16 protein-coding genes and 1 tRNA gene are annotated in these 17,403 nt (G+C 62.4%); 9 read left to right on the forward strand and 8 right to left on the reverse strand.

What is annotated here, in order from left to right; all coding sequences use genetic code 11:
- Window positions 1-124: 124 nt before the first annotated feature.
- Complete coding sequence (coaD, locus tag ACT01B_RS16855) at window positions 125-643, reverse strand: pantetheine-phosphate adenylyltransferase (protein WP_445144367.1); 519 nt, start codon at window positions 641-643, stop codon at window positions 125-127.
- Between the two features lie 98 nt (window positions 644-741).
- The gene (gene rsmD / locus ACT01B_RS16860; RefSeq protein WP_445144368.1) at window positions 742-1,323 is read right to left on the reverse strand and encodes a 16S rRNA (guanine(966)-N(2))-methyltransferase RsmD; all 582 of its coding nucleotides are present in this window, start codon (window positions 1,321-1,323) and stop codon (window positions 742-744) included.
- A gap of 65 nt (window positions 1,324-1,388) precedes the next feature.
- On the opposite strand from rsmD, the gene ftsY reads away from it, so the two are divergent.
- From ftsY to ACT01B_RS16885, 5 genes are all read left to right on the forward strand, one after another.
- Window positions 1,389-2,534 carry a signal recognition particle-docking protein FtsY gene (gene ftsY / locus ACT01B_RS16865; RefSeq protein WP_445144369.1) on the forward strand — a complete coding sequence of 382 codons (1,146 nt, stop codon included), beginning with the start codon at window positions 1,389-1,391 and terminating at the stop codon, window positions 2,532-2,534.
- Between the two features lie 12 nt (window positions 2,535-2,546).
- Window positions 2,547-3,668 carry an AsmA family protein gene (locus ACT01B_RS16870; protein ID WP_445144370.1) on the forward strand — a complete coding sequence of 374 codons (1,122 nt, stop codon included), beginning with the start codon at window positions 2,547-2,549 and terminating at the stop codon, window positions 3,666-3,668.
- A complete protein-coding gene (mutY, locus tag ACT01B_RS16875; RefSeq protein WP_445144371.1) occupies window positions 3,665-4,696 on the forward strand; it encodes an A/G-specific adenine glycosylase in 1,032 nt (343 codons plus the stop codon). The genes ACT01B_RS16870 and mutY overlap by 4 nt, the downstream gene beginning before the upstream one ends.
- Before the next feature lie 26 nt (window positions 4,697-4,722).
- Window positions 4,723-5,001, forward strand: coding sequence for an oxidative damage protection protein (locus ACT01B_RS16880; protein ID WP_266152426.1), 279 nt, complete (start codon window positions 4,723-4,725; stop codon window positions 4,999-5,001).
- Between the two features lie 47 nt (window positions 5,002-5,048).
- Window positions 5,049-5,124, forward strand: a tRNA-Phe gene (locus tag ACT01B_RS16885).
- Window positions 5,125-5,216: 92 nt separating this feature from the next.
- Here the strand turns inward: ACT01B_RS16885 and ACT01B_RS16890 are convergent.
- From ACT01B_RS16890 to ACT01B_RS16905, 4 genes are all read right to left on the reverse strand, one after another.
- Window positions 5,217-5,948 carry a hypothetical protein gene (locus ACT01B_RS16890; RefSeq protein ID WP_445144372.1) on the reverse strand — a complete coding sequence of 244 codons (732 nt, stop codon included), beginning with the start codon at window positions 5,946-5,948 and terminating at the stop codon, window positions 5,217-5,219.
- A 632-nt stretch (window positions 5,949-6,580) separates the two neighbouring features.
- Window positions 6,581-9,238: a primase-helicase family protein gene (locus ACT01B_RS16895; RefSeq protein ID WP_445144373.1), complete on the reverse strand. Its 2,658-nt coding sequence runs from the start codon at window positions 9,236-9,238 to the stop codon at window positions 6,581-6,583.
- Window positions 9,235-9,708 carry a hypothetical protein gene (locus ACT01B_RS16900; RefSeq protein ID WP_445144374.1) on the reverse strand — a complete coding sequence of 158 codons (474 nt, stop codon included), beginning with the start codon at window positions 9,706-9,708 and terminating at the stop codon, window positions 9,235-9,237. The genes ACT01B_RS16895 and ACT01B_RS16900 overlap by 4 nt, the downstream gene beginning before the upstream one ends.
- Window positions 9,705-9,935: a helix-turn-helix transcriptional regulator gene (locus ACT01B_RS16905; RefSeq protein WP_445144375.1), complete on the reverse strand. Its 231-nt coding sequence runs from the start codon at window positions 9,933-9,935 to the stop codon at window positions 9,705-9,707. The genes ACT01B_RS16900 and ACT01B_RS16905 overlap by 4 nt, the downstream gene beginning before the upstream one ends.
- A gap of 189 nt (window positions 9,936-10,124) precedes the next feature.
- Here ACT01B_RS16905 and ACT01B_RS16910 point away from each other — a divergent pair, with 189 nt between their 5' ends.
- The gene (locus ACT01B_RS16910) at window positions 10,125-10,322 is read left to right on the forward strand and encodes a hypothetical protein (protein WP_445144376.1); all 198 of its coding nucleotides are present in this window, start codon (window positions 10,125-10,127) and stop codon (window positions 10,320-10,322) included.
- Between the two features lie 201 nt (window positions 10,323-10,523).
- Here ACT01B_RS16910 and ACT01B_RS16915 read toward each other — a convergent pair whose 3' ends face one another.
- Together ACT01B_RS16915 and ACT01B_RS16920 are read right to left on the reverse strand one after the other, a co-directional pair.
- Window positions 10,524-11,600, reverse strand: coding sequence for a hypothetical protein (locus tag ACT01B_RS16915; protein ID WP_445144377.1), 1,077 nt, complete (start codon window positions 11,598-11,600; stop codon window positions 10,524-10,526).
- Window positions 11,601-12,212: 612 nt separating this feature from the next.
- Window positions 12,213-13,409 (reverse strand): tyrosine-type recombinase/integrase, encoded by a 1,197-nt coding sequence (locus ACT01B_RS16920; protein WP_445144378.1) that lies wholly within the window; start codon window positions 13,407-13,409, stop codon window positions 12,213-12,215.
- 351 nt (window positions 13,410-13,760) lie between these two features.
- Between ACT01B_RS16920 and ACT01B_RS16925 the strand changes: the two genes are divergently transcribed.
- From ACT01B_RS16925 to ACT01B_RS16935, 3 genes are all read left to right on the forward strand, one after another.
- Entirely contained in the window at window positions 13,761-14,483 is a 723-nt protein-coding gene (locus tag ACT01B_RS16925; RefSeq protein ID WP_445144379.1) for a S1 family peptidase, read from the forward strand.
- A gap of 216 nt (window positions 14,484-14,699) precedes the next feature.
- A complete protein-coding gene (locus ACT01B_RS16930) occupies window positions 14,700-15,941 on the forward strand; it encodes a GYF domain-containing protein (protein ID WP_445144380.1) in 1,242 nt (413 codons plus the stop codon).
- 165 nt (window positions 15,942-16,106) lie between these two features.
- Window positions 16,107-16,868: a hypothetical protein gene (locus ACT01B_RS16935; RefSeq protein WP_445144381.1), complete on the forward strand. Its 762-nt coding sequence runs from the start codon at window positions 16,107-16,109 to the stop codon at window positions 16,866-16,868.
- The last annotated feature ends 535 nt before the right edge of the window (window positions 16,869-17,403 follow it).

The raw sequence follows: 17,403 nt of genomic DNA on the forward strand, positions 1-17,403 counted from the left end.
GTCCGCAGGATGCACGCGAGGATACACGAGGGCGGCCTGGGCTGACACTGGCCGGCGCGTGTTGCAGTGCAATGCGATGCGATACCTGTAGGAGCCCACCCTGTGGGCGATCAGCGGCGTGGTGTCACCGCTGCGTTGGCTGATGCCAGCGCTGGCGCATGGCCTGCTGCACGGCCGGGTGCACGAAGCCGGAAATGTCGCCGCCGAGGCGGCCGATTTCGCGCACCAGGGTGGAGGAGATGAAGCTGTACTGCTCGGCCGGCGTGAGGAACAGCGTCTCCGCCTGCGGAATCAGATGGCGATTCATGCTGGCCAACTGAAACTCGTATTCGAAGTCGGACACCGCGCGCAGGCCGCGAATGATTACGCCCGCGCCCACCTCGTCGACGAAGTGGGCGAGCAAGCCATCAAAACCGCGTACCTCGACGTTCTTGAGATCGGCCAGTGCCAACCGCGCCAGCGCAATGCGCTCGTGCAGGCTGAAACCCGGGCCCCTGCCCTTGTTGGGGCTGTCCGCCACGGCCACGATGATGCGTTCGAACAACGGTGCCGCGCGTGCCACCAGATCCGCGTGGCCATTGGTGATGGGGTCGAAGGTGCCCGGGTAGACGGCGAGACGTGTATTGACCGGCGGCTTGTTCACGTGGGGATGCTGCTGGGCCTGAGGGAGGGCTAGCTTAGAACCAGACCTTGATCCCCGACTAGGGCGCGTTCACCCGCGCCCAGGACCATACGGCAGCGTCAGGCAGCTGCCAAAACCCGCTGATAGAGCGCGTAACGCACTTCGCCCGCCACGCCCTCCCGGTGCGCGTTCCAGCTGACCGGCAGCACGGGGGCTACGGAGCGCGGCGATTCGACATAAATCCACGCATTGGAAGTCAGCCAGCCACCCTGCTCCAGCCGCTGCGCCATCGCCGCCCACAGGTCTTGCGCGAACGGCGGGTCCAGGAAAACCAGCTCGTATGGCTGCGCCGCTCCTTGCAGATAGGCCAGCGCATCGACACCAGCCACCTGCCCGCCCGGCACTTTGAGGCGCGCCAGGTTGTCTCGCAGGGCCTGTGCCGCGAGCGGCTCACGCTCCACGAATTGCACGCTGGCCGCGCCGCGCGACAACGCCTCGATACCGAGCGCGCCGGTGCCCGCACACAGATCGAGGCAGCGCGCACCGGCAATCACCGGCGACAGCCAGTTGAACAGGGTTTCGCGTACACGCTCGGCGGTTGGCCTGAGGCCGGGCAGATCCGGGACATCCAGGCGCGAATTGCGCAACTGGCCGCCAATGATGCGGATGCGCCCGGAGGCGCCCCTTACGTTGGCAGCCATGACTCAGGAGCTAGTACAGGTGGGGGTGGTAGCATGCCGCCCATTGTCTTTGAATCGCAGCCGCAATGCTCAAGTTCTGGAAGAAGAAACCCGCAGAAACGCCTCCGGGCCAGCCTGCCGCAGCCACCACGGAAGCCGCTCCGGCGGAACAGCTTGCGCACGATACCGACGCCACCTCGCTGGACAATGCGGTATCCGCACTGGGCGAAGCACTGGCCGAAACGCCGCCGCCCCCTGCCGCCCTGGCCGAAGACGACGTCTTTGAACGAACCGCCATTGCCGAGGCCGCACCGGCCAAGCGCAGCTGGCGCGAACGACTCTCAGGCAGCTCGTTTGCCAAGGGCCTGACGTCGCTATTCAACCGTCATCCGAAACTCGATGACGAGCTGCTCGACGAACTCGAAACCACCCTGATCACCGCCGACGTCGGCATCGAGGCCAGCACCGCCCTGGTCGAGGATTTGCGCAAGCGCATGCACAAGCGCGAGTTCGCCGACGCCATTGCCTTGCTGGCCGCCTTGCGGCAGTCGCTGATCAGCTTGCTCAAACCCGTGGAAACGCCGCTGGTCGTCAGCGGGCGGCAGCCCTTCGTGGTCCTTACCGTCGGCATCAACGGCGCGGGCAAGACCACCACCATCGGCAAGCTCGCTCGCCGCTATCGCGACGATGGCCACCAGGTGATGCTTGCCGCCGGCGACACCTTTCGCGCCGCTGCGGTGGAACAGCTCAAGACCTGGGGCGAACGCAACAAGGTGCCGGTGATCTCGCAAGGCCAGGACGCCGACTCGGCCAGCGTGATCTTCGATGCGCTGCAGGCTGCACGCTCGCGCGGCGCCGATGTGCTGATTGCCGATACCGCCGGTCGCCTGCATACGCAGGGCGGACTGATGGACGAGCTGGGCAAGATCGCCCGCGTACTGAAGAAACTTGACGCCGACGCGCCGCATGAAGTGCTGATGGTGATCGACGGCACCACCGGCCAGAACGCCGTGAATCAGGTGCGCCAATTCCGCCAGATCGTCGGCGTGACCGGCTTGGTCGTGACCAAGCTCGACGGCACCGCCAAGGGCGGCGTGGTGTTTGCGCTGGCGCGTGAGTTTGGGCTGCCGATTCGCTATGTGGGTCTCGGTGAAACCGCCACCGACCTGCGCGTGTTCGAAGCCGAGGCCTATGTGGATGGCCTGCTCCCGTCCAACCTGGGCCAGGGCTGAGGACCGCCGCCGGTGCCGCGCTGGCTGCGCCTGACCTTGTTGATCGCCAGCAGCACGACGCTGGTGCTGGTCGCTGTCGCGCTCACTGCCGTGCACCTGCTGCTGCAGCCCGAGCGCATCACGGCGGTGCTGCAATCACAGGCACGTGCCGCCGGCCTCGAACTCAACCTGGCCAGCCCGGCCACGCCCGCCCTGTTCCCGCGCCCGGCGCTCGAGCTCCAGGGCATCACGCTCAGCGCCCAGGGCGCGAACATGCCGATCCTGCTGGCCGCACGCGGCACGCTGGCGCTGCCATGGCGCACCTTGTTCGGCAAGGAAACCGTCATTTCGCAGATGGCCATCGATTCGCCGCGCGTCGACCTCGATGCACTGCAAGCCTGGTTGGTGCATCTGCCATCCGGCCCGGCCGGCACGCCGACACAGATTCCACGCATCGACGCAGGCGTGCGCATCACGCGTGGCAGCCTGGTGCGCGGCAACGCACTCCTGCTCGGCGAGGTGGAGCTGGAAACCGGTCAGCTGGCGGCCAACCAACCGTTCCCGCTCACGATTTCGGCCAAGGATGCGCAAGGCATACCCACCCAGCTGCGCCTGTCGCTGACACCCAGCATCAAGGGTGGCGCACTGCAGCTGGACAATATCGCGCTGCGCCTCTCCCACAGCACCACGCTGACCCTGCAGCTCTCAGGTGAAGCGCACTGGCGCGGCGCCGCCGACGCCTCGGCGCACCTGGACGGCAAACTCGATCATGCCGACAGCGGCCAATACGTCACCGCGATCGAGCTGATGCCGGCCGACGAAAGCAGCCCGCTGATGCTGGCGCTGAAGCTCGACGGCCCGAATAACCACGCCGACTTGCGCCTGCCACCGCTGGCGCTGGCCGACTGGTGGGCAGGGCTGGACCATGACGACGGTCCGCAGCTCGCGGTGCCGCCCGGCAGCGGCCACGCCGAAATCGCCAGGATAGATACCGGCAATATCACCATCGAAGGCTTGACCATCCAGGCCGGTTACAACGTGCCGGCCAGCGCAGCCAGCGCGGCAGTTCCCGCATCGACGAAATTTCCGCCGACGAAAGCTGCACCGACCAAGCCTGCAGCGGCAAAGCCCACGCCCGGCAGCACATCGCCATGAATCCCTTTGCTTCCGCTCTGCTGGCCTGGTTCGATCGCCACGGCCGCAAGGACTTGCCTTGGCAGCATCCGCGCGATGCGTATCGGGTGTGGCTGTCTGAGGTAATGCTGCAGCAGACGCAAGTGGTCACGGTCATTCCGTACTTCCAGCGTTTTGTTTCCGCGCTGCCTCGCTTGCGCGACCTGGCTGCTGCCGACGAAGACACCGTGCTGGCGTTATGGTCAGGTCTTGGCTATTACCGTCGCGCCCGCTTCCTGCAGCGCGCCGCGCAGATCTGTGTGTCGCAGCATGGCGGCGAACTGCCGCGTGATTTCGAATCGCTCGCCGCCCTGCCCGGCATTGGCCGCTCCACCGCCGGCGCCATCCTGGCCCAAGCCCATGGACTGCGCTTCCCCATTCTCGACGGCAATGTGAAGCGCGTGCTGACGCGCTATCTCGGCATCCACGGTCATCCTGGGCAAAGCGCCGTAGAGAAAGTGCTGTGGCAACACGCTGATGCACTCACGCCGATCGAGCGCACGGCCGATTACACACAAGCCATCATGGATCTGGGTGCCACCCTGTGCGTACGTTCGCGTCCGCAATGCGACGGCTGCCCTTTCGCGGACACCTGTGTGGCGAAGCGCGACGGGCTCACCGCGCAATTGCCCAGCGCCAAACCAAGCAAGGCCATACCTACGCGCGACACGGTGATGTTGATCCTGCGCGACGCGCAAGGTCGCGTGCTGCTGGAGCGACGTGGCCCGCAAGGCGTGTGGTCGGGATTGTGGAGCCTGCCCGAAGCCAGCGATCACGACGGCGCCTGGCGCGCGGCGCAATCGTTCGCACGCATCGATGACGCGCAAGCCCTGCCGCCCTTCAGGCATGTATTCAGTCACTACCGCTTGCAAGTCGAGCCGCTGTTGTTCGACGAGGCGACAGCCCACCGCGGTATCGCCGATAATCCCTACCTGCGCTGGTGCGATGCCGGCGAACGCGCCGCCCTCGGCCTGCCTGCCCCGGTGCGCAGCCTGTTGCTCGACCTTTGACAACTTCACCTGATGAGTAGCACCGCATGAGTCGTATCGTTCACTGCGCCAAGCTAGGCCTCGATGCCGAAGGCCTGGACTTCGCCCCCTGGCCCGGCCCGTTGGGCCAGCGCATCTATGCCGAGATTTCCAAGCAGGCCTGGCAGCAATGGCTGGCCCACCAGACCATGCTGCTCAACGAATATCGCCTCAATCCGCTCGATCCGAAGTCGCGCCAGTTCCTGAGCGCAGAAATGGAGAAATTCCTGTTCGGCGGCGACGTGAAACAGCCCGAAGGCTACGTCGCCCCCGACTCGGAGTCTTGACGCGCGGACCGACATCCGTTTTAATGCACGGCTCACGCAGTACCCGTGGCCGGGTAGCTCAGTTGGTAGAGCAGGGGATTGAAAATCCCCGTGTCGGCGGTTCGATTCCGTCCCCGGCCACCACGAAAAACTCAAGCCCCGCAACGGTTTCAGCCGGTGCGGGGCTTTTTCGTTGTGCATGCGAAAAAGTCCGTTGCTACACCTTTGCTACGCGCTCACACGACCACCGCCGCAAACGGTCGCAGCCACACCGCGGGATGCTGTCCCGTCATCAACGCACGGATGAATTGATTCTCCCCTGCATCGTCCAGGCCGTACCCCCTCAGCGTCGTCAGGTGCGGCGCCGCCGCATGCGCAAACACATCCGCGGCATGCTCCTGTACCGACGCGGGAGTGTGCTGGGGTGCGACCGCCTTCGCACTCAGCACTGCGGCGCGTGCCGCGACGGCACACCCCTCGACCGCCTGCACGAACGCGGCAGGTGCGGGCGGCAGTAGTAGGTTATCGATCCATGAGCAGGCTGCGGCAACGCTTGTGAACGTCCCGCCGATCGACTGTCCGTCGAGCAGTACTCGCCACTCACCACGCATGAGGCGCACGGCCACGCGCAGGCCACCGGCCAGCCGTGAACTACCGGTGTCGAAGTCCGACTGCCAGTGCGTATCTGCGGGCGTGTGCAACGTCTCTGCGCACCACGCGTCATCGGCCGTGCGCATCTTCGCCAACGCATAGGACGCAGCCTCGGCGGACACAAACCGCGGAGTGAACCATTGTGGCGCTGGCCGGCAGATAGCTGCTCGCCAGTGCTCGCACTGGCTTCGCCCCAACTTCACCAGTATGGCAATGCACTGAGGCTGCGGCTCACTCGTCAGCAGCTTCCACATGCCGTCACCACCCTCCTGCCAGTAAGTCCGGTCCGCTCGCGCACCGTATAAGCATTGCTTCATCGTTGTCTCCTTGATGATTTGTATGTGCATGCGCGTGCCTGGGCATCGGCGGCATGGGGGGACCGGGGCACTAGGGGGGCGTCGACACCCTCCCCCATTTACGTGCCCCTGTGTTGCCGGCCCCTCTGGTAGCTTTTTTCGTTCAGGCACGCGCCACGTCGCGGGGCTCGATCCACTCCGGTGGATGCCACAACTCAACGCCAGCCGGTGCGCCGCGCGGTCGGCAGGGGCGCCAGCAAAGCTGCCACAGCACCGTCGGCAATCGAGTCAGTGCAATGCCCGTCGCCCGGCTCAGATCATGCAGGGACCACTCCGTCAGACGTGAGGGCTCGACACTAGGCCCCGGGGGCAATCGTGCATACCAATCCCTCACACGTTCGAGGTCGGATGGCTTAGGTGGCACAACACGTAGAGTAGTGACGCTCATATTTAGCCTTTTGTATTCGTGACACTACATTTTGGGTTTTGGCGGGGCAGGTTCGGGACGCGTGGGACGCTTGGACGCTTTGTTTTCAGTCGGTGCTGCTGGGCTGGCGCTGCGCTGTGTATACGCACTGGCATATAGCTATGTTTTATAGACGAAGTAGTAATTCCTCCGTCCCTACGTCCCAAATCACTCGCAATCCCTGCCGCTACTGGGCTTCCGCCGGGACGTGGCCCTCAAATTCCCGCGTCCCGGCCACGTCCCGCGTCCCGAGGCCGTCCCCGCCGCACAGGGGCATGTTCGTCCCACCCTGCAGCAGTATCTTGCGTACGAAGTCCTCTCCGGCCCCGCACCACCGTGAGGGATCGTCGCGACGCGCGACCCAAACCATGCAGCGCTTGAGGTCGTGGACAGGCGAGCCTGCTTGGAACATCCAACCAATCCCTCGCGGCGGCACTCGGTATCGACCGATGCCCTCCGCCAGGATCGGACGCGCCCGCAATACTCTTGCGATGGCATGCGGTGAGTTACCCCGCCACTCCACGCCGTCCTCGACCAACGCTGCGCGGCAGTCCTCGACCAACACGAGGGGACGGTCGAACGGAAACTCCCGACGTTCAAAGCGGCCAATGAGGGAGTCCTCCACGCTGGACCGACTCGCCTCAACCATCCTGCGCTTGGATTGGCTGACGGGTGGCAGGGCGTGTGGGTTGAAGTTCGACACGCCAACCTGCTCGATGATGTCACGCAGAACGCCAGCACCTCGCGGGCTGTCGAGTAGTGCGTAGACCTCACTCGCAAGGTCGTCGGGCATACGACCCGCGGGGCTCTCGTAAACGACCCACCTCCGGTCGTCATCGTCCAAGTGCACCGCGTCTCCGTGATTGCTCGTCGCGAAAATGCTAACTGCGTTTTCCTGCTCGTAGCCCTTCGCACCCTTGGGGTGAATGCGAACCATCGGGCTTGTGATGATCGGCTTGAGTGCATCGGCCACACGGCGAGAGTCGCGCGCGCTTCCCATCCGCAGCTCCGGCATGGTGAGAATGCGTGAGTTCCTCAGCCAGTCATTGAACGGCGAGTCCAGCTCTCCTGCCGTGACGCTAGCAACGTTGTGCGAGCCAAACAGCAGGCGCGGGATCGCCTCGAGCAGCGTCGACTTGCCGCAACCTTGCGCGCCCGCCAGCAGCACCGCGACAGGCAGTCGCGCGCTCGGATGCTTGACCAGCCACGCCATCGACTGCCATATCCAGCAACGGAATGCCCTGCCCTCATCGCCCGGGGTCAGGTAGTTCAGGAATCTCGTCAGCAGCGCCAGTTCTTCTGGGGTGTGCGCGAGCCTTGCAGGCTCCCATGGCTGATAGAGGTTCGCGACCCTGCGAGTACCACGCACGTAGATGGCGCCTTCGCCAGGTGCGTACCCGAGGGTATCAACGCGCTCAATACTGCGCTCCGTACGTAGCAGATGCGCGAGGTTGATAGGCCGCTCGCTGTCGAGGGGTACGCGCCAGCTCTCCGACTCCACCACCCCCTCGCGCGATATCAACGCCCGCGTCTTGCGGTTGAGGTACGCGTTCTGCTCCGCGACATGGGTGTACTTCGCGGCTAAGTGGCTCGTAAGCGCCTCGCGACTGGTGCAGGTGACCGGGATCGTGACGTCGACCGGCCGCTGCCACCCCGACTGCTCAGCAGTCTGGACGAGCGCTGTAAGCGATGCCGTGCCGTTGGCGTTGTGCCACTTATCACGGAACAGGCGATCGCGGTCCCAGCCGTCGGCTGTCCACTTAGGCGACCGCGCCGAATGCTTCACGAGCAGGTCAAGGCGATCGTCCTGCGGCAGATGATCCAACGCGGCGACGGCGTGCACGACCTGCGCCCACCAAGGTTCCTGCGACCATACGGCGTCAGAACAGGCCGCCATCATCTCGTCCAGCAACGAGAGTTGTCGGTCGGGTGCGAGCGCATGCAGCCAGTCGTTGCGGGACGGCAGGCTTTGCGACAGTGCGCTGCCCGACGCGAACCCGACCAATCCCATGGGCGGCGTTCCCGCAATAACCGGCGCGCTCGCACCCCCAGCCATCCCGCCGCGCGATGGCGCGGCTTTACGCAGACGCTCCAAACCCTCGCGCATATCACTCACGGAGACCGCGCTACCCATCCTTACCAGACGCGCTGTGTTGCCGTGCTTGGTCCGCGTGCCCGGCGCCCGCAGCACGCGCGCGGCGTCTGCTGTCACGCAGTGATCAGCCAATAAACCCCAAGCTTCTGAGTACCGCTTTAGCGCATCGGCAAGCGGCTCCCATGCGTCTACAGTGAGGTCATCATTGAGGGCCCAGTAAACATGCCGACCTGCGCCTGAGTGAACTACCGCCGTCGGCTCGACGCCGACCGCCGCGACAAACGCATCGAGCGCTGCGTCCAGCGCTGCGTCGTCCCCGTAGGTGTGGTCACTCTTGCCACAGTCAATATCGAGGAACAGGCTGCGTAGACTCTGCACGTCCGACTTCTTGCGCGACACACCGCTTATCGGCTTGAACCCTGCTACCGCGTAGTAGGCATTCGCTCCTGCATCAGAGCGCGCACGCAGCGCCTCGGCCAGGGCCTCGACGCTCCCGTGGCGCACATGCCGCGCCCCACCCGCGCCCAGTTCCATCGACAGGTAACCACCGGTCGACGGCAGGACCGCCCGCAAGAACGCCAGCATGTCGGACATCACAGGCGCGACGGGAACGACGGCACCGCTCGCGGGCGACGATGCGACCGCGCCGCCCACCGGCATGCTCACTCTGCCCACGGCCTGCGCCGAGGGATAGGCCACGACCCCGCGCCCCTGCGCCCGCGCCATCAGCGTCTCAAGTCGATCGGTCATGGCGCACCTCCGTGCTCGATCACACGCCCGCCGATGGTAATGGGCTCGCCGGCGCGATCTGGCAGGTGGATGACGACCAGCGGACCAGTCTCGGCGACAGACATACCCGCAGCGCGCTTTGCTCTAGCATCACTGCGCACCTTGCTGCCCGAAAGCGCACCCAGCTCGCGCCCGACCTCAACGAGAACCGACGCCGACGTGTCCGGATCACTCAACAGACCCTCAAGACGATCCAGGTACGCGGGCATCAACCCTTGCGCCCGCGCCTCGATCAGCTCGCCGTCAAGGCGCATCCGCACGGCCTCGCGCGTCGCAGCGACAGCGACGTCCGCGTCGCCGAATCGCGCCCGGACGTCCGCCTCGGTCTCCCTCAACAGCGCGGCTGCGTCGTCCAGCATCAGCGCTCCCCCGAGCACACGAGCCAACGTGCCGATGACGTCGGCACCGTCAAAAACTGTGGGAAGCGTCATGCTGCCTGCTCCCCATTCCCCAGCAACCAGGCGTCCAGGTCGCCCTTGCGGTAGCGGATTAGGCGCCCGACCTTGGCATAGCGCGGGCCTGTCCCGTTGAAACGTCGCTGGTTGAGCGACTCAGGGGACAGGCCGACATACAGCCCCGCCTGCCTGGGCGAGAGCCACGCGGTCGGAGCGAGGGCGGTGAGCTCCGAAATAGGTAATGCTTTCTCGTGGTCTGTCATGGATAGTGACTCCCTAATATCTGGCGTTACTATCCAAACCCCGCCCCAACTCGAATAGGGACAGACGAATCACGACTTATCATGGCGCCGAACGAACCCGGGAAGCCCAGAGCCACACCGTTGAGTTCTAAGCGCCCAACGGCACCCAACGCGTCATTGAGCCCGGCTTTGCCGGTGGGGTAGGTAAAAATGTCAGAGAAGCCGAAGCAGCCAGCGAAGTTGCAAAGCGTGCCCAGTACGAAGCGGCCGGGATCGAGCGACGCGGCTCCGAAACGGATCATCGTGCACAAGAACCTGACGCTCCAGCAGATCGCGGATCTGATGCAACGGACCGGGGTCAAGCCGGGCAGCGTGCGAGTTCGCGTGAAGCCACACCTCGTGAAGTAACGGCCAGCCAGCCAAGTCCGCCAAGTCCGAGCAGCTCAAACCCATCGCTGCGTACCGGAGCCATGGTTTGCTCACCATCACAAAGTCTCCAGTTTTAGTGCGGCTTTACACCAATCTTCAGCGCTGTACTTGGTGGTGTTGCCACGAGAGTCTCCAGTTGCCGAGTCAGTCATTTCCAGGGTCTTGGATGCGATCGGGTTATTAGGGCTTGCCCAATTTGTTCTTGCCCGCGTCCCTGTCGTCCGCATCCTCGATCGTCTGCATGTCGGCGCGCCACTGGGGCGGTAGCAGGGCCTTGAGCGTGGTGTTGTCGAACAGCAGTTCCTGGTCCGTGGCCTGACCTTCAATCGGGACAAAGATGTGCATGTACTCCGACGTCTGCGCGCCGATGAGCAGGTGAGCGGCGGAATCTTCATCGAAGGAGAACCCGAGGTTTGTCGCTTGGATATTCTCCGTCGTGTACCTATGACCACCGCTCTGCAGGTCGTACACGACTTTTACCTTAGCGACCATATCGCCATCGACGTTAGGGTGGACCCGGACATGGGTGTCGCGTGGCACGCGCACGATTGCGATGTGCGGGTACGCGTACGTGGTCATCACCAACCTGTAGATGTTATCGACGATATTGTCCGAGTGGCCGGCCCGGTCGGACGCGAAGTCCATGACACTGAGCATGTCTGACGCCACGAGAGTGCCCGCCTTGCCGGTTGCCGGTGCCCAGGCGGAGAAGGTTTTGGTGGCCACGACCGCATCGCCGTAGGGGCCGTTTCCGGGGTGGAACGCAGCTTCTAGCTGCTTGGTGACAGTGAGGTCCGCGACGGTCCCTTTGCACGCAGGACAAGGCTCGTGGTCGGGGTTGACGACGTCAGTGCTAGCCTCAGGTTGGGCATGTGCTACGGGCTCAGGCCGTACAGTGGCAGCGTAGGCGTCGACCTTTGCCTTTGCTACGCGGCTGTCCAGCATCATCGCTTCATAGCCGCCATAAACCGCCATGGCCGTGAGCCCGAGTGCCAGGAGCACAACCAACGGGTTAGTGCCCTGCCGTGCTGCGGTTGTCTGCTTACCCTGCCAAACCCTTACCCCCTTAACCCACGCCGCGCGAGCCTTATCCTTCAGCCCCTCCTGGGCCAACTCTCCAGCCCTGAGGCGGATGTAGAGAGCGTAGGCCTGAGTTGGGTTGCCCGCTTCCGCTTGAGCCTTGACCCAAAGCGCCTCATCCAAGCGACCGTCATCCACTTCCTGCTGTGCTGCTGCGTAGTAATGCTTGTGAATCATCACTCCCCCTGTTCAATCATCATTTTGCCGGCAGCTTTGCACCACTCTTCGGCGGTCCGTTCGGACACGGGACAGCGGCGGATCGCCATTCGCTCCGGCACCGCCGTAACGACTGAGTCATTCTGTAGGGCCTTAAGCGAGTCGTCCACGCCCTTCGCAACGGCACACGTAACCTCGACCCATAACGACGCCCGGCCAGCGTCACCATCGTCGACATACCAAGCACGCCCCTTGACATCGGGAACGTGCCTATCGAGCGATCGCCCAATATCGAAGGCGCACAAGGGTCCATCGATCTCAAATTGTCCACCACGCTTTCGCGCGTCTGCGGGATGAGAGCGACTGGTTGCTCCCGTGTGCCGCGGGAGATGTTTACGCGGCCTACCCGGTAGCGGTCGGTTCTGTAGCACCGCGAGGTGTGCGTCATATAAGCATCGCGCCGCCTCCATCATTTCACCCATGAGTATGTCCTGTGTCGGCTTAGGCAACGCAGCAAACTTCTTCTGTGCTAGCACCTGCCAGTCAAGCTGTGTCAGAGGTGGAACAGGCTGGAGCCGCCTTCGAACGCGTCGACCCACGGCTTTGCGCCTGCGTCGAAGCCGTGTGTGATAGTCAGCTGTCACAGCCGGGCCCCCACACCTGCGTCACCGCCGTGAGATGCTCGCGCACCGCTGCCGTGCCGAGATGGACGTACGCCTCGGCACTGCGCGTCGACAGATGCCCCAGCGCCGCAGAGATCACATGCGTCGATGCACCGTTCGCGGCCAGCAGTGTGCCGATGGTCCGGCGCAGGTCGTGGATAACCACACCCTGCAGACCCGCCACCGCGCAGATGCGCGCCCACGGCTTGGTCGGTGTCTCCAGATGCCCCGATGCGCTGGTCGGTGACGGGAACACCCACGTTGATGATAAGCCCGCAGCGTCTCGCCCCTTGAGCACCGCAACGGCCAATGGGATCAGCGCCACTGCGATCGGCTTCTTGTTCTTCGATGCCCACGAGGGCACGGTCCATACCCCCGCTGCGAGGTCAACGTCGCACCACCGCATCGCAGCCACTGCGGTGCGGCGCGCGCCCGTCATCAGCAGCAGCCGGAAGTAGTCACCCCACTCCGGCTCCTGCTCGCAGGCAGCCAGTAGCTGGCGCACTTCGGCCGGACCGAGCACACGCTCGCGCACCGTCTCGGGGAACCGCGCCACACCGTGCGCTGGGTTCTTCTCGACCTCCCCTCGCCTGAGCGCAAGGGCAAACACCCGGCTCAGCAGTGCGACGATCTTGTTGGCCGTGCGCGGGTGCTGCGCACCGACCCGGCGACTGAGCCCCTCCACGTCGCTGGACGACACACCCTGCGCCTCCCGCTTGCCCAGTGACGGCAACACCCAGCGGTCCCACAGAGCCTTGTCCTGCGCCAAGGACCGAAGCCCTCTCGTCGATGCGTTATCGTGCCACTGCTTGAACAGGTGCGCGACCGTGGCCCCGCGCATGCGGTCACGCTTCACCTGCGCCCGGACGTCCACCCCCATCGCCGCGCGTCCGATCCACGCCCGCGCCGCATCCCGCGCAGCACCCAGCGACAGCATGCCGACCTTGCCCAGCGTGACACGCTCAGGCCGACCCTTGATGCGTCGGTACAGCACGAACGTCCGGGCACCGTTCGCCGTGATCCGCAACGCGAGTCCCGCGACCTCCGTGTCGTAGACATAGGTGCTGCCCTTGGCAGGGCACGGCTGCGACCGAACGCGAGCGTCAGTGAGTTTTGCCCGCAGAGGTTGCCTGGGGAGGGGTACAACATTAGAGGTTTGCAGGTGCATGCTTAGCTCCGATCCATGTCACCCGTTGCTACGCCATTGCTACATCACGGGTGATCTTCTGTGACCGAGGCTAACGGCACCGCTGAATTCCATGCAAGCTAAATCATTGATATCTACGGGGAGAAGTCCGTCAGAGTTATTCTGCATAGCGCTCAATAACTTAGGGGGCCATGATTGAAAATCCCCGTGTCGGCGGTTCGATTCCGTCCCCGGCCACCATTAAACTCAGATATTTACATCAAGCCGCCCGCAAGGCGGTTTTTTTGTGCCCGGCGTGCATCCGGCAAATGCCACTGGTCGGCAAACCATGCCCAGCGCATGATGCTTCGCCACCAACATGGACGACCCTTCATGGCACAACTGCCCACTGCGAATGTCCTGCGTCGAACTTTCCATATCAAGCTCAATGACAGCATCGGGACGTGCTTCACCGTCGATCATGAGGGGAGGCAATACATCGTCACCGCAAAACACGTGGTCGGTGATTTCCCAGGAACCGGACGAATCGAAATCGCCCAATCCGCTGGCTGGCTGTCACTTCCGGTTCGGCTTGTCGGTTTCGGTCAGCACGGTGCTGACATTGCGGTACTTGCAACCGAACAACCCATTTCGCCACCCGCACTGCCCTGTCCACCTGATAGCACCGGCCTGAGCGTAGGCCAGGACACATTTTTCCTTGGCTTCCCGTTTGGGATGCGGACGGACATTCCCGGCATAAACGGCCCCTTTCCATTGCCGCTGGTCAAGAAAGCCTGCGTTTCCACAATGACGGGGGATGCCCACACGCTCCATACATTTCTGTTGGACGGCATCAACAATCTCGGCTTTTCTGGTGCGCCAGTCGTCTTCTATCCGCCAAATGGGCCGGCAGAATTGCGCATAGCCGCAGTGATTTCGGGCTATCAGTGGAACGCGGCTCCTATCCATTTTCGCAATAACGCCACTGGCGCACTCAGCGATCAGCAAACGGCACTCGTGATGAAGGAAAACACCGGGATCGTCATTGCCTACTCAATCGTTCATGCGGTCCAGGCCATTGAAGCCAACCCAATTGGCGCACTGATTAGAGGCTGACTGCGCCCTCTTTGAGTGCGCTCTATTCACGGCCACGGGCCGGCCCGGTATCATTTTCCCACCATCAGGGGACGCCCATGCCGAACGATCACGCCGAACTGGCCCACGCCATATCAAAGGACCGAGTTGCTCGCCTTGATGCGCTCTCGGAGAGTCATACAGTAAAGTCGGGCTGAAAACGCCGATGGGCGATCATTTGATATTCCGGGGGGAATCATGGCGTGGTGGTATGCCGAGAAGGGCAGGAAGATCGGGCCGCTTGGGAAGGATGAGCTTTCGCAGCTTCTGCACGCGGGAAAAATCAATTCCAGAACGCTTCTTTGGCAAGAAGGGATGGAATCTTGGCAAGAGCTGAGAAATATTCCGGCGCTCGAATCCATCGCAGCGTCGATCCCACCAGAAATTCCCCGAGTGACAAGCCCGCAATTATTCGAACTGACGCCAGCCGGTCGGTGGCGCAGATGGCTTGCGCGCATTTTTGACGTCTGGTGGGAAATCTTATTGGTCACCGCCATTGCTGGGTATGTGCTGGGACGCTATTTCACTGGCTTCGCTAGCTGGATCAGCGAGCCCGGCATGAATCAGCTATTCACTATTGCCTGCTTGCCTCTCGCGCTGCTGCTGGACGCGGTCATCTATAAGCTAACTGGGAATACCCCTGGCAAGGCCCTGCTGGGTTTGCGTGTCACACATGTTGACGGTAGTCGTTTGAGCTTCCTTCAATATATCACCCGTAACTGTAGCGTCTGGGCGATGGGGCTCGCGTTTGGCATACCCCTTTTGAACCTCGTTACGATGGGAAACCAATCGAGCCTTATAAGCAGAGGCAAGCGTGCTAGCTACGACGAAGCTAGCGGCGATCAGGTCATGGGGCCACCGCTTCGATGGATGCCGAGTATCGTTTTTGGCGTGTGTTTCACTGCTCTATTGGGAGTGATGGGATGGTTGCAGACAGCCGCAGAACAGACCCGTCCGCAATCACCGACCACCAACAGCACGTCGCCGGTTGTCAGCAATATCGCGCAAACATATCAGTGGGAAAATCCAATCACGCACCGCACGGCTACGCTGGATTCCCGGTGGACGTATTCGGTTAAGCCCAACCCTGCTGGCGGGCAGGTATTTGTTTTCGCGGAGAAGACGGGACGGGCTGCCGTGGTTTTTGCCTCTGAAAGCGCACCAGGGTACGGCATGGGGGACTATTCACCCGCCTATCGCAAAAACAACGAGGCTACGCTTCATTTCTCAGATAGCGGGCGCTTCTTTGCCAGTGAAGGCCACGAAATGTGGGAGGGAAGCGGTTTTTTTGGGGATAAGACCACGGATCAGTTACACGTGCAGCTTGTTCACGATGGCGACCAGTTTTGGCGCGTCGTGACTGTCCAGAACCCGCCTTACGAATATTCTGATCAGACTGCTACGGCCCTAAAAGCTTCACTGCTGTCCACGGTCTTGTGAGCCAGCGGCAAATCGAGCACGTGAGGAAAGCTTCCCAAAGAACTTTGGGAAGCGTTGGGTTGGGGTTGGTTACCGATCTACCCCTGATACCCCGAATCACTTTGCCCGAATGAAAATTTGGCTTGGGGCGCGATGTCCGGCAATGATTGGGGCAAAGGGGAAAGCATGACTGACGAAAGCCAGCCCGAGGGGGCAGCGCAGGAGCAGCAACGGCAGCAGGGAGGCCATCCGCAAGACCTTGCGAAAGAGGAAAGGGAACTGCGTCAGCAGATGTTTGACAAGTTCCGAGACGAACAACTCACCCGTGAGAGAGCAAACAGCGACAAGTATGACAATACGATCCTGACTTTCTGCTCAGGCACATTGGCTTTGTCGCTGACGTTTATCAAAGACGTAGTTCCACTAGCAACAGCCAATCATATTTGGGCACTTAAAACGTCGTGGGTCTGCTTAGTCATCGCGATGCTATTGATGTTGGCATCCTTTCCAGTCGGCCAAGCAGCAAACCGCGAGAGCGTCCAGTTTGCCCAGGAGTATTACATCGATGATGTAAAAACCTCTTTCGACAAGAAGGGCACCGCTGGAAAAACTCTGACCTGGCTCAACCATCTTGCCGGCGCTACGTTCTTTATCGGCATCCTTCTCACAACTGCATTTGTCTGGATTAATGTTCAGGAGCACTCTTCGATGACCGATAAGTCTGATAAGAAGACCACAACTACGACGACCACCAAGACTACGACAGTGACCACTTTTGCGATGGACGGCACATCGTCGGCAAAGATGGCTCAAATGCCAATGGTCAATCTCCAAGGTGGTACGCCTGCTGCAAAGATGCAGGCCGTCAACAACCCGACACCGGCGTCCGCCCCTGCACCTGCCGCCGCCTCTACGTCGTCCACCACAACACCTAAAACGACTAAATAAGAGCGCACCATCGGAGAACGGCTATGACTGAGAACAAAATCTCACTGAAACGCCAGCCAGGGATTGAGACGGGAGGCGTGAAATCTGCATCGATGCAGAAAGTTCCGACGTCGAAAAATCCAGGCGGCGGCATAGCCAGGGCTGACGGCCAGCAATCCGCAAATATGCAGAAGGTCCCGACGCCAAAGCCACCAGCGCCCCCTGCTGCGCCCAAACCATCCTCCAACGCGCCCAAGCCCGCTAAGTAATCGCACTTCTTCGGAGAACGACTATGGCAGACCCAAAAGAATCATCAGCGGGCACATTTAACCTCAATACAGAGGGCACGGGCTCCGCTTCAATGCAGATCCTGCCCGACATGCTCAAAGGCATGCCGAGCGCGCAGATGCAGGCTCTCCAGACGTCAACGGTGCCAACAACGCCCACGCCAACACGCGCCGTGACGCCTAGCGCAACATCTACCACAGCAAGCAACCCCGCACCCTCTTCTTCCAATCAAAGTGAGTGAGGCCATTGGGTTGGGATGTGCATAGCC

The sequence above is a fragment of the Dyella sp. Tek66A03 genome (assembly GCF_052567735.1).